Origin of the sequence: Bacillus sp. RC251 (assembly GCF_044908765.1) — a bacterium.
In the GTDB taxonomy this organism is placed as follows: Bacteria; Bacillota; Bacilli; order Bacillales; family Bacillaceae_G; genus Bacillus_A; species Bacillus_A wiedmannii.
Window position 1 is genome coordinate 666,896 of the sequence record NZ_JBIYDP010000002.1, and the last position, 12,230, is coordinate 679,125.

Sequence of the window (12,230 nt, forward strand, 5' to 3'; positions counted from 1 at the left end):
GAATTCAAGCGTGAAACTTATTCATTTAACTCATCCACATGAACAAAATAAATTAGAATTACCACCTACTGTAATGGCATTAGGATTTTTTGATGGCATTCATTTAGGACATCAATGTGTGATTCGAACTGCGAAACAAATAGCTGATGAACGAGGATATAAAAGTGCAGTTATGACATTTTATCCGCACCCATCTGTTGTTTTAGGAAAAAAGGAAGCGCATGCGGAGTATATTACACCAATGTGTGATAAAGAAAAAATAATCGAAAACTTAGGGATCGATATATTATATGTTATTAAATTTGATGAATCGTTTGCAGGCTTATTGCCACAACAATTTGTAGATGATTATATTATTGGTTTGAATGTAAAGCATGTAGTAGCAGGGTTTGATTATTCATATGGACGTTTAGGAAAAGGAAAGATGGAGACTTTACCATTTCATGCAAGAGGGGAGTTTACACAGACTGTGATTGAAAAAGTTGAATTTCAAGAAGAGAAAGTAAGTTCTACAGCATTACGAAAGTTAATTCGAAATGGCGAAATGGAACAAATTCCATCTATTTTAGGTAGAGCATATACAGTAGGAGGAACGGTTGTACACGGTGATAAGCGTGGACGTCAAATTGGTTTTCCCACAGCTAATATAGGTTTAAGTGATGAGTATCTATTACCACCTGTAGGTGTTTATGCAGTGAGATTAAAAGTTCAAGATGAATGGTACGATGGTGTATGTAATATTGGATATAAACCAACTTTTAAAGAAGATGAGCCTCAATTATCTATTGAAGTGCACTTATTTGAATTTAACAAAGACATATATGATCAAAATGTTACAGTAGAGTGGCATATGCGTATAAGAGAAGAAAAGAAATTCAATGGCATCGATGAGTTAGTTGAACAAATTGCAAAAGATAAGAAAATAGCACAAGTATATTTTGCGAACGAAAAGAATATACTTGCTTTTTCAAATGAAAAGTAGTATTCTATGTTATGTACTTTATGACAACCATTGCTTGGCATTGCGACTCACCGACGCTTGCTAGGTAATTGGGGGTTTAATTAATAGGAGGTGAAATAGGATGGCTTTAACACAAGAGCGTAAAAATGAAATCATTGCACAATTTAGAACTCATGAGACTGATACTGGTTCTCCAGAGGTTCAAATTGCTGTCCTAACGGAGCAAATTAACACTCTAAACGAGCACTTACGTACTCACAAGAAAGATCATCATTCACGTCGTGGTCTATTAAAGATGGTTGGTAAACGTCGTAACTTACTAACTTACCTTCGTAATAGCGATATCACACGTTACCGTGAATTAATCACAAAGCTTGGCTTACGTCGATAGTCAAAGAAGCGGGAATATTCCCGCTTTTTTGTTAGGTAAAAATATATCTTCTACCCTTTATAGCTTACCTCATTTTCGGTAATACTAGAGGTAGAATATTGTGATATACTATCCATTTACATAGAAGAATTGAATACTTTAAATTGAGAGGGGTACTTAAATGAGTCAAGAAAAGCAAGTCTTCTCGATAGATTTAGCTGGTCGTCAGCTAACAGTTGAAACAAGTCAGCTTGCGAAGCAAGCGAACGGAGCAGTATTAGTAAGATATGGCGATACAGCGGTTCTATCTACAGCAACTGCATCAAAAGAACCAAAAAATGTAGATTTCTTCCCACTTACAGTAAATTATGAAGAGCGTTTATATGCAGTCGGAAAAATTCCTGGCGGTTTCATTAAACGTGAAGGTCGTCCGAGTGAAAAAGCAATTCTGGCAAGTCGTTTAATCGACCGTCCAATTCGTCCGCTTTTCGCAGATGGTTTCCGTAACGAAGTACAAGTTGTCAGCATAGTAATGAGTGTTGATCAAGATTGTTCTTCTGAAATGGCAGCTATGCTTGGTTCTTCATTAGCGTTATCGATTTCAGATATTCCATTTGAAGGCCCAATCGCGGGTGCAACAGTTGGTCGTATTAACGGCGAATTCGTTATTAATCCAACAGTAGAACAGCAAGAACAAAGTGATATTCACCTTGTTGTAGCTGGTACGAAAGATGCAATTAACATGGTTGAAGCAGGAGCAGATCAAGTGCCTGAAGAAACAATGTTAGAAGCAATTATGTTTGGACATGACGAAATTAAACGTCTAATTGCATTCCAAGAAGAGATTGTACAAGCTGTAGGTAAAGAGAAATCAGAAGTGAAACTTTATGAAGTTGACGCTGATCTTAATCAAGCTGTACGTGAAATGTCTGAGAAGGATATGCATTCTGCAATTCAAGTACATGAGAAACATGCACGTGAAGATGCAATTAACGAAGTGAAAAAGCGTGTAATTGAGCATTACGAAGCGCAGGAAGCTGACGCTGATACATTAGGACAAGTAAGTGAGATTTTATATAAAATTGTAAAAGAAGAAGTACGTCGTCTTATTACAGTTGAAAAAATCCGCCCAGATGGCCGTAAAGGTGACGAAATCCGTCCATTAGCATCAGAGGTTGGTATTTTATCTCGTACACACGGTTCTGGTTTATTCACACGTGGACAAACACAAGCATTAAGTATTTGTACATTAGGTGCATTAGGCGATGTACAAATTTTAGATGGTCTTGGTGTAGAAGAATCAAAACGTTTTATGCACCATTACAATTTCCCATCATTTAGTGTTGGTGAAACAAGACCGATGCGTGGACCAGGTCGTCGTGAAATTGGTCACGGTGCACTAGGAGAACGTGCTCTTGAGCCTGTAATTCCATCTGAAAAAGATTTCCCATATACAGTACGTCTTGTATCTGAAGTTTTAGAATCAAATGGTTCTACTTCACAAGCAAGTATTTGTGGTAGTACTTTAGCAATGATGGATGCTGGTGTTCCGCTTAAAGCTCCAGTTGCAGGTATTGCAATGGGGCTAGTTAAAACTGGTGAGCATTACACAATTTTATCTGATATTCAAGGTATGGAAGATCATTTAGGTGATATGGACTTTAAAGTAGCAGGTACAGCAAAAGGTGTAACTGCACTGCAAATGGACATTAAAATCGATGGTTTATCTCGTGAAATTTTAGAAGAGGCATTACAACAAGCAAAAGTTGGTCGTGTGCACATTCTAAATCATATGTTATCTGTTATTGCAGAGCCACGTACTGAATTATCAGCTTATGCTCCAAAGATTATTACAATGACAATTAACCCAGATAAAATCCGTGACGTTATTGGGCCGAGCGGTAAACAAATCAATAAAATTATTGAAGAAACTGGCGTTAAAATTGACATCGAGCAAGATGGTACAGTATTCATTTCTTCAATAAATCAAGAAATGAATGACAAAGCTAAGAAAATTATCGAAGATATCGTTCGCGAAGTACAAGTAGGTGAAATCTACGAAGGAAAAGTGAAACGTGTTGAGAAATTCGGTGCTTTCGTTGAATTATTCAGCGGTAAAGACGGATTAGTTCACATTTCTGAACTTGCACTTGAGCGTGTAGGTAAAGTAGAAGACGTTGTGAAAATCGGTGATGTAATTACAGTTAAAGTTATCGAGATTGACAAGCAAGGTCGCGTGAATCTATCTAGAAAAGTATTGCTAAAAGAAGAGCAAGAAAAAGAAGCTGCTAAAGAAGAAAACAAACAAGAGCAGCAATAAGTAAAAGCCAGTTAAACTGGCTTTTTTTGTTATGTAAAAAATATGATTTACATATATTTTTATGTCAGTATAGGTATAGTTTTCATTATAACGCTCAAATTAACAAAGATAAGAAGAAAAAAGGTTTTTATATAGTTAATGGGAGGGTTTATATGAAAGCTCGTGTATTGGCATACATATGTATATTCTTTTTATATGTCAGTGTAGGCTCTTATTCCGTTTTTGCACAGGATAACTTATATGAAGAAATTCAAAAACATGCAAAACAATATGAGATTGCACCTCAAAATGCGATGATTGATAAAATATGGAAATCAACACCAGGATATAATGGAAGACAAGTTGATATCGAAGCATCCTATAATAATATGAAGAAACTAAAGAAATTTGATCAAAGAAATCTTGAATTCAAGGAAGTATCACCGAGTGTCCACTTAGAAGATTTATCACCAGCCCCAATTTATAGGGGACATCCAAATAAAAAGATGGTGGGATTAACAATAAATGTGGCGTGGGGAAACGAGTATTTGCCTCGTCTATTAGAAATATTGAAAAAACATGATGTGAAAGCGACTTTCTTTTTAGAAGGACGTTGGGTGAAGGAAAATTTGCGATTTGCCAAAATGATTGTTGATGCAAATCAAGAAGTCGGAAATCATTCTTACACACACCCTAATATGAAAACGCTATCTTCTGATGAAATCCGAGATCAGTTACAAAAAACAAATCGAATGATCGAAGCAGCTACGAATCAAAAGGTAAGATGGTTTGCTCCGCCGAGTGGAAGTTTTCGGGATGAAGTCGTGAAAATTGCAGATGATTTCCAAATGGGAACGATTATGTGGACTGTAGATACAATTGATTGGAAGCGACCGGATCCAGATGTACTATTGCAGAGAGTGATGAGAAAAATACATCCAGGTGCTATCGTATTAATGCATCCAACGTCATCTACAGCAGAAGCATTAGATACAATGATTACAAAATTGAAGGAACAAGGATATAAAGTAGGGAATATAACAGAATTACTGGATGAAAAACGTGTGGATTAAATACATTTGCATGACATTCATCCTTAAACTTGTTATCATTAAATAATAGCACTTATTTAGAGAAACTGGCAGTAGGAGGAAAGTTTTTGATTAAAAAATATACTTGTAAAAATGGTGTAAGAATTGTTATGGAGAATATACCAACTGTAAGATCGGTTGCGATTGGTATTTGGATCCATGCGGGATCAAGAAATGAAAATGAAAAAAATAACGGGGTTTCCCACTTTTTAGAGCATATGTTCTTTAAAGGAACAGAAACACGTAGTGCACGCGAAATTGCAGAATCATTTGATAGCATTGGTGGGCAAGTGAATGCTTTTACTTCAAAAGAATACACTTGTTATTATGCAAAAGTGCTAGATGAGCATGCTAAATATGCTTTAGATGTATTAGCAGATATGTTCTTTAATTCAACATTTGATGAGGAAGAACTGAAAAAAGAGAAGAATGTCGTATGTGAAGAAATTAAAATGTACGAAGATGCTCCAGATGATATTGTGCATGATATGTTAACGAAAGCAACATATGAAACGCATCCGCTTGGATATCCTATTTTAGGAACAGAAGAAACGCTTGATACGTTTACAGGTGATACGCTACGCCAATATATCAAGGATCATTACACACCTGAAAATGTCGTTGTTTCAGTTGCAGGAAATATTGATGAAGCCTTTTTACAAACAGTAGAGCAATATTTCGGTAGTTATGAAGGAACAACAAATCGTGAACAAGTACATAGCCCAATTTTCCATTTTAATAAGGTAGCACGTAAAAAGGAAACAGAACAAGCTCATTTATGTTTAGGATATAAAGGCTTACAAATGGGACACGAAGATATTTATAACTTAATTGTATTGAATAACGTTTTAGGCGGTAGTATGAGTAGCCGTTTATTCCAAGAAGTACGTGAGCAACGCGGGTTAGCCTATTCAGTATTTTCTTACCATTCTTCTTATGAAGATACAGGTATGTTAACGCTGTATGGTGGAACAGGTAGCCAACAATTAGATACACTGTATGAAACAATGCAAGAAACATTAGAAACATTGAAAAATACAGGTATTACAGAAAAAGAGCTTATTAATAGTAAAGAGCAATTAAAAGGAAACTTAATGTTAAGTTTAGAAAGTACGAATAGCCGTATGAGCCGTAATGGTAAAAATGAATTGCTACTTCGTAAGCATCGTTCACTTGATGAGATTATTGAAAGTGTAAACACAGTAACAAAAGAAAATGTTGATGAGTTAATTCGTAACATGTTTACAGATGAATTCTCTGCAGCATTAATTAGTCCAGATGGAAAACTTCCAAAAGGAATAAAACTATAATTACTTTATATGAAGTATGTAAAAATAACCGTATCTCTTTTAAATGAGATACGGTTATTTTTTTTGGATATACAGAATAGGTACTAATTATAGATAACTTAAATTCATAATTCGGTAGGGGGAGAGTGTATGCGATTAAGTGAATTAAGTGGCAAAGAAATCGTAAATTTAGAAAGAGCAGAAAAAATGGGGGTTTTAGGTTATGTGGATTTAGAGATTGATGAGAAGGATGGCCAAATACAGGCTCTTATCATACCGGCTGGGAAATGGGGAGGTTTTAAAAAAGAACCACAAGAAGTAAGAGTCACGTGGAGCCAAATTAAGAAAGTAGGGCACGATATGATCCTTTGTGATATTACGGATCATTCAAAATCGAAGTGAAAGGTGGCCATTTTGGTCATCTTTTTTTGTTCATTCTCCTCTGAGTAAAAGCTCACATGAATCGAGCGTTTACCGGAAATCAATTTCCCGTATAATGTCCTCTCATATGTCGAATGTTGAGATGGAGGTCTAACTGCATACAAATAGCGGGATAAATCATACGTGCTTTTGTTTTTCAATCACCTAAAACTCGTACATTACATATGATGTGGAGGAAAAAGAAAAAGTAGGCACTTTTCTTATAAATGACAGAAAAAGAAGGTGAATTAGGGAATGTTGACTGAGATGCATATTGCTGTCATAGGAGGAGATGCAAGACAGCTAGAAGTAATTCGCAAGCTAGTTGAATTGGATGCGAAACTTTCATTGATAGGGTTTGATCAGTTAGATCATGGCTTCACAGGGGCAGCAAAAGAAAGTATACAAAATTTAGATTTCACTTCTGTAGATGCAATTATTTTGCCAGTTGCAGGTACAAATGCCAAGGGAGAAGTAGATACTATTTTTTCAAACGAAAAAGTTTCTATAACGAAAGAACAAATTGAAAATACACCAGAACACTTTACTATATATTCAGGTATTGGTACGCCTTACTTGGAAAATCTCGTATCTACTACAAACCGCAAACTTGTTAAATTATTTGATCGTGATGATGTGGCAATCTACAATTCTATACCAACTGTAGAAGGTACATTAATGATGGTAATTCAACATACCGACTATACAATTCATGGTTCCAATGTAATGGTTTTAGGATTTGGTAGAACAGGGATGAGTGTTGCCAGAGCATTTCAATCATTAGGAGCCCATGTCAAAGTTGGAGCAAGACGATCGGAACATATTGCACGTATTACAGAAATGATGTTTTCTCCTTTTCATATGCAAAATATTGAGAAAGAAGTAGGAAATATCGATATTGTCATTAATACAATTCCGCATCTCGTCGTGACAGCGAATGTTATTTCGAAAATGCCGGCTCATACGTTAGTAATTGATTTAGCTTCTAAACCAGGCGGTACCGACTTTAGATATGCGGAAAAAAGAGGAGTCAAAGCGCTGTTAGCACCTGGATTACCAGGTATTGTTGCTCCAAAAACAGCAGGACAAATTTTAGCGAACGTTCTTTCTCAGTTACTAGCAGAAGACGTAATAGCAAGAAAGGAGAATGGGGAATGAATTTAAAAGGGAAAAGAATAGGGTTTGGTTTTACTGGTTCACATTGTACGTACGAAGAAGTAATGCCTCATTTAGAAAAATTAATTGCTGAGGGAGCAGAAGTACGCCCCGTTGTTTCTTACACTGTTCAATCAACAAATACGAGATTTGGAGAAGGAGCAGAGTGGATTAAAAAGATTGAAGAAGTAACAGGATTTAAAGCAATTAATTCAATCGTTGGCGCAGAACCACTAGGACCTAAAATTCCACTAGATTGTATGGTAATTGCACCACTAACAGGAAATTCTATGAGTAAATTTGCAAATGCAATGACAGACTCTCCAGTACTAATGGCAGCGAAAGCGACGTTAAGAAATGGCAAGCCTGTCGTATTGGCTGTTTCGACGAATGATGCTTTAGGGTTGAATGGAGTAAATCTTATGCGCCTAATGGCAACAAAAAACATCTACTTCGTCCCATTCGGTCAAGATGCACCAGAGAAAAAACCAAACTCAATGGTAGCTCGCATGGAGCTGCTGGAAGATACAGTATTAGAAGCGCTGCAAGGGAAGCAATTGCAACCGGTTGTCGTAGAAAAATTCAGATATATGAATTAAAAAACGAAAAAAAACGGACAATTTTTGATGAAACCATCATTCTTACTGTAGAATATGATAAAATTAACGTTATTAAGATTAGAAGGGGTATTGTATACTCCTTCTAATTCTAAGTTATAGAAGGATTGGTATCTAGAAAGGGGCATAGTGATGGAAAAGCAAAAAACTTTTCATGTCGCTGTAGTTGGAGCAACCGGCGCAGTTGGTGAACAAATGTTAAATACTTTAGAGAAACGAGAATTTCCAATCGGGAAGTTAACGTTACTTTCATCTAAACGATCTGCAGGTAAGAAACTTGTATTTAAAGGCGAAGAATTTACAGTTCAAGAGGCAACTCCTGAAAGTTTTGAAGGAGTAGATATCGCACTATTTAGTGCTGGTGGATCTGTATCAAAACAATTAGCGCCAGAAGCAGCAAAGCGCGGTGCGATTGTTGTTGATAATACAAGTGCATTCCGTATGACAGAAAACGTGCCACTTGTTGTACCTGAAGTAAATGAAAACGACTTAAAAGAACATAATGGTATTATTGCAAATCCAAACTGTTCTACAATTCAAATGGTAGTAGCTCTTGAGCCAGTTCGTCAGCAATATGGTTTAAAACGAGTAATCGTTTCCACATATCAAGCTGTATCAGGTGCTGGTGCGGCAGCGATTGAAGAACTTCATGAACAATCACAAGCAATCTTAAATGGTGAAGAAGTGAAGGCGAATGTTTTACCTGTATCAGGTGATAAGAAACATTTCCAAATTGCTTTCAACGCGATTCCACAGATTGATAAATTCCAAGATAATGGATTTACGTTTGAAGAAATGAAAATGATTAATGAAACGAAAAAAATTATGCATATGCCTGAATTAGAAGTAGCGGCAACATGTGTACGTTTACCAGTTGTATCAGGTCACTCTGAGTCTGTTTACATCGAAGTAGAAAAAGAAGGCGTAACAGTAGAAGAATTCAAGAGCTTACTTGCAAATGCGGAGGGTATCGTTCTGCAAGATAATCCAGAAGAGCAGTTATATCCAATGCCAGCTACTGCAGTAGGTAAAAACGAAGTATTCGTTGGAAGAATCCGTAAAGATTTAAATAACGATAAAGGATTCCATCTTTGGGTCGTATCTGATAACTTATTAAAAGGCGCTGCATGGAATTCTGTTCAAATTGCAGAGCGCTTAGTAAAATTACAATTAGTGTAAACGGCTAAGAGAAGGTGCAAAATATGAAAATTATTGTTCAAAAATTTGGTGGCACATCCGTACGTGATGAAAATGGACGTAAGCATGCGCTTCATCATATAAAAAAATCGCTAGATGCGGGTTATAAAGTAGTTACTGTCGTATCTGCTATGGGCCGTAAAGGTGAACCATATGCAACTGATACTTTGTTAAGTCTTGTAAATCAAGAGGAATCTCGCATTTCTAATCGTGAGCAAGATTTATTATTATCATGCGGAGAATTAATCTCAGCAATCGTCTTCTCTAACATGTTAAATGAGAACGGTATAAAAGCAGCGGCATTAAATGGTGCACAAGCTGGTTTTGTAACAAATGATGATTTTACAAATGCTAAGATTATTGAAATGAACTGCGATCGTATACATGAAGAGCTAGAAAATCTAGATGTAATCGTCGTTACAGGATTCCAAGGACAAACGAAAAAAGGTGATACGACAACACTTGGACGCGGAGGTAGCGATACTTCAGCTTCTGCATTAGGTGTTGCGCTTCATGCTGAATTTATTGATATCTTTACAGATGTAGAAGGTGTTATGACTGCGGATCCTCGCATTGTAAAAGATGCACGTCATCTTCAAACGGTAACATACAATGAAATTTGTAACATGGCATATCAAGGTGCAAAAGTCGTTCATCCACGTGCAGTTGAAATTGCGATGCATGCCAAAGTACCACTTCGTGTACGTTCTACGTATTCTGATAGTGAAGGTACGCTTATTTCAGCATCGGACGGTGCGACAAAAGGTCGTGATGTAGAAGAACGTCCTGTTACAGGTATCGCTCATGTATCAAATGTGACGCAAATTAAAGTGCTTGCAAAAGAAACAGCATATGATTTGCAACAGCATGTGTTTAAAGAAATGGCGAATGAAGGAATCAGTGTCGATTTAATTAACATTTCACCTACTGGGGTAGCTTATACGGTGAGTGATAGTGTATCAAGTCGTGCAGTTGAATTATTAAAAAACCTTGGATATGAGCCAATTGTGACAGAGCATTGTGCAAAAGTATCTATTGTAGGAGCTGGAATGGCAGGATACCCAGGGGTTACTGCGAAAATCGTTACAGCTTTAGCGGAAAAAGGTATTCAAATTCTGCAATCGGCAGATAGCCATACGACAATTTGGGTTCTTGTAAAAGAAACTGATTTAGTGGAGGCTGTAAATGCATTACATAGTGCGTTTGAGCTTTCAAAAGAAAAGCAACTGGAACAATAAGGAGTGAGACCATGATAGATTTTGGGACAATTGCAACCGCGATGGTAACTCCGTTTGATAAAAACGGAAATATCGATTTTGCGAAGACAACGAAATTGGTAAATTATTTAATAGATAACGGTACAACAGCAATCGTGGTAGGAGGAACGACAGGAGAATCTCCTACATTAACTTCAGAAGAAAAAGTAGCGTTATATCGCCATGTCGTATCTGTTGTCGATAAAAGGGTGCCCGTAATCGCTGGAACAGGTAGTAATAATACGCATGCTTCTATTGACTTAACGAAAAAGGCGACAGAGGTTGGTGTTGATGCAGTAATGCTAGTAGCACCGTATTATAACAAACCGAGTCAAGAAGGAATGTATCAGCACTTTAAAGCAATTGCTGAAAGCACGCCGCTTCCGGTTATGCTATATAACGTTCCAGGACGATCTATTGTACAAATCTCCGTTGATACAGTTGTTCGTTTATCAGAAATAGAAAACATTGTTGCGATTAAAGATGCAGGCGGCGATGTGTTAACAATGACAGAAATCATTGGAAAAACAGCGGACGACTTTGCAGTATACAGCGGTGATGATGGTTTAACGTTACCAGCTATGGCAGTTGGAGCGAAAGGTATCGTTTCTGTAGCATCTCATGTGATTGGAAATGAAATGCAAGAAATGATTGCAGCATTCCAAGCAGGAGAATTTAAAAAGGCGCAAAAATTACATCAATTACTTGTAAGAGTAACGGATTCATTATTTATGGCGCCAAGCCCGACGCCAGTAAAAACAGCGTTACAAATGGTTGGGTTAGATGTAGGTTCTGTACGTTTACCACTTCTTCCATTAACAGAAGAAGAAAGAGTAACGTTACAATCTGTTATGCAATCTATCCCTCGTTAATAAAAAATGACCTAGTGTAGAACTAGGTCATTTTTTTATGGTATGAAAATCTTTGCCGCTCTTTTTAACCTACCATATTACTCCATGTGTTTGATCGCTTTTTCATTATGTATTGCAACATGTACAAGAAAATAATTGTACCCCTTTAAATGAATCAAAAAAACACAGTTATTATAGAATAAACATTTGTATAAACGTAATAAACTATCGATTCTGTTTTTCAGAGGAATTGTCTCAAATGTGACGTGATTCATAAAAAAGCTTCATTTTATAAGTGTTTTTGTTCGATTCTAGAAAAATAAGTCTTGAAAATCAATATAATGAAATAAATTTAGCGTATTTATGCCTATTTCTTCAAAATAATATGGAGTATAAAATCGGAGTAAATATAAAGGAAATACGTTCGATACTTTTGTTGTAATTCCGTTCTTTTACTTTCTCTTTCGCACGATTTAACTTGTGTTCTATTTCTTGTATCAGGTATAATATGGCTAAGTAGCTTAGTACGGGTATGCTTAGCAAAATTGGTAAAAATTATAATTTGATTACATTTTCATATCATATCGAATAAGATATTTGATTTATATAATGAAAGAGAGGTGAAACCTGGTTTAAAAAATAAACAAGGACATGATATCGCATAACGGTAAGGACATTCGTCTTGGACGGTGAATATATGGTGGTTGTAGAGTTTCCCCTGGTG

At 36.4% G+C, this 12,230-nt stretch carries 11 protein-coding genes; all 11 read left to right on the forward strand.

Features of this window, described 5'->3' with window-relative positions:
- The first annotated feature begins 10 nt into the window (after window positions 1–10).
- The 11 genes from ribF to dapA all read left to right on the forward strand — a co-directional run bounded on the left by ribF (window position 11) and on the right by dapA (window position 11,527).
- A complete protein-coding gene (ribF, locus tag ABH961_RS13445; protein ID WP_404519498.1) occupies window positions 11–982 on the forward strand; it encodes a bifunctional riboflavin kinase/FAD synthetase in 972 nt (323 codons plus the stop codon).
- Between the two features lie 100 nt (window positions 983–1,082).
- The gene (gene rpsO / locus ABH961_RS13450; RefSeq protein WP_001229392.1) at window positions 1,083–1,352 is read left to right on the forward strand and encodes a 30S ribosomal protein S15; all 270 of its coding nucleotides are present in this window, start codon (window positions 1,083–1,085) and stop codon (window positions 1,350–1,352) included.
- 160 nt (window positions 1,353–1,512) lie between these two features.
- The gene (gene pnp / locus ABH961_RS13455) at window positions 1,513–3,651 is read left to right on the forward strand and encodes a polyribonucleotide nucleotidyltransferase (protein WP_046957398.1); all 2,139 of its coding nucleotides are present in this window, start codon (window positions 1,513–1,515) and stop codon (window positions 3,649–3,651) included.
- Between the two features lie 152 nt (window positions 3,652–3,803).
- On the forward strand, window positions 3,804–4,703 hold the full coding sequence (locus tag ABH961_RS13460; RefSeq protein WP_098079068.1) for a polysaccharide deacetylase family protein: 900 nt from the start codon (window positions 3,804–3,806) through the stop codon (window positions 4,701–4,703).
- Between the two features lie 86 nt (window positions 4,704–4,789).
- The gene (locus ABH961_RS13465) at window positions 4,790–6,031 is read left to right on the forward strand and encodes a M16 family metallopeptidase (RefSeq protein WP_000593006.1); all 1,242 of its coding nucleotides are present in this window, start codon (window positions 4,790–4,792) and stop codon (window positions 6,029–6,031) included.
- Between the two features lie 129 nt (window positions 6,032–6,160).
- On the forward strand, window positions 6,161–6,412 hold the full coding sequence (locus ABH961_RS13470; RefSeq protein ID WP_048545981.1) for a YlmC/YmxH family sporulation protein: 252 nt from the start codon (window positions 6,161–6,163) through the stop codon (window positions 6,410–6,412).
- 273 nt (window positions 6,413–6,685) lie between these two features.
- Complete coding sequence (gene dpaA, locus ABH961_RS13475; RefSeq protein ID WP_000954740.1) at window positions 6,686–7,588, forward strand: dipicolinic acid synthetase subunit A; 903 nt, start codon at window positions 6,686–6,688, stop codon at window positions 7,586–7,588.
- The gene (gene dpaB, locus ABH961_RS13480; protein ID WP_001049480.1) at window positions 7,585–8,184 is read left to right on the forward strand and encodes a dipicolinate synthase subunit B; all 600 of its coding nucleotides are present in this window, start codon (window positions 7,585–7,587) and stop codon (window positions 8,182–8,184) included. The genes dpaA and dpaB overlap by 4 nt, the downstream gene beginning before the upstream one ends.
- Window positions 8,185–8,334: 150 nt before the next feature.
- On the forward strand, window positions 8,335–9,381 hold the full coding sequence (gene asd / locus ABH961_RS13485) for an aspartate-semialdehyde dehydrogenase (protein ID WP_000414854.1): 1,047 nt from the start codon (window positions 8,335–8,337) through the stop codon (window positions 9,379–9,381).
- A gap of 23 nt (window positions 9,382–9,404) precedes the next feature.
- Window positions 9,405–10,637 (forward strand): aspartate kinase, encoded by a 1,233-nt coding sequence (gene dapG / locus ABH961_RS13490; protein ID WP_000692477.1) that lies wholly within the window; start codon window positions 9,405–9,407, stop codon window positions 10,635–10,637.
- Between the two features lie 11 nt (window positions 10,638–10,648).
- The gene (gene dapA / locus ABH961_RS13495) at window positions 10,649–11,527 is read left to right on the forward strand and encodes a 4-hydroxy-tetrahydrodipicolinate synthase (RefSeq protein ID WP_088321353.1); all 879 of its coding nucleotides are present in this window, start codon (window positions 10,649–10,651) and stop codon (window positions 11,525–11,527) included.
- The last annotated feature ends 703 nt before the right edge of the window (window positions 11,528–12,230 follow it).

Bases quoted from the DNA above. Each gene is read 5' to 3' on its own strand.
- ABH961_RS13470 (WP_048545981.1), top strand. From the start codon at position 6,161: ATGCGATTAAGTGAATTAAGTGGCAAAGAAATCGTAAATTTAGAAAGA.
- dapA (WP_088321353.1), top strand. From the start codon at position 10,649: ATGATAGATTTTGGGACAATTGCAACCGCGATGGTAACTCCGTTTGAT.
- rpsO (WP_001229392.1), top strand. From the start codon at position 1,083: ATGGCTTTAACACAAGAGCGTAAAAATGAAATCATTGCACAATTTAGA.
- dapG (WP_000692477.1), top strand. From the start codon at position 9,405: ATGAAAATTATTGTTCAAAAATTTGGTGGCACATCCGTACGTGATGAA.
- pnp (WP_046957398.1), top strand. From the start codon at position 1,513: ATGAGTCAAGAAAAGCAAGTCTTCTCGATAGATTTAGCTGGTCGTCAG.
- dpaA (WP_000954740.1), top strand. From the start codon at position 6,686: ATGTTGACTGAGATGCATATTGCTGTCATAGGAGGAGATGCAAGACAG.
- dpaB (WP_001049480.1), top strand. From the start codon at position 7,585: ATGAATTTAAAAGGGAAAAGAATAGGGTTTGGTTTTACTGGTTCACAT.
- ABH961_RS13460 (WP_098079068.1), top strand. From the start codon at position 3,804: ATGAAAGCTCGTGTATTGGCATACATATGTATATTCTTTTTATATGTC.
- asd (WP_000414854.1), top strand. From the start codon at position 8,335: ATGGAAAAGCAAAAAACTTTTCATGTCGCTGTAGTTGGAGCAACCGGC.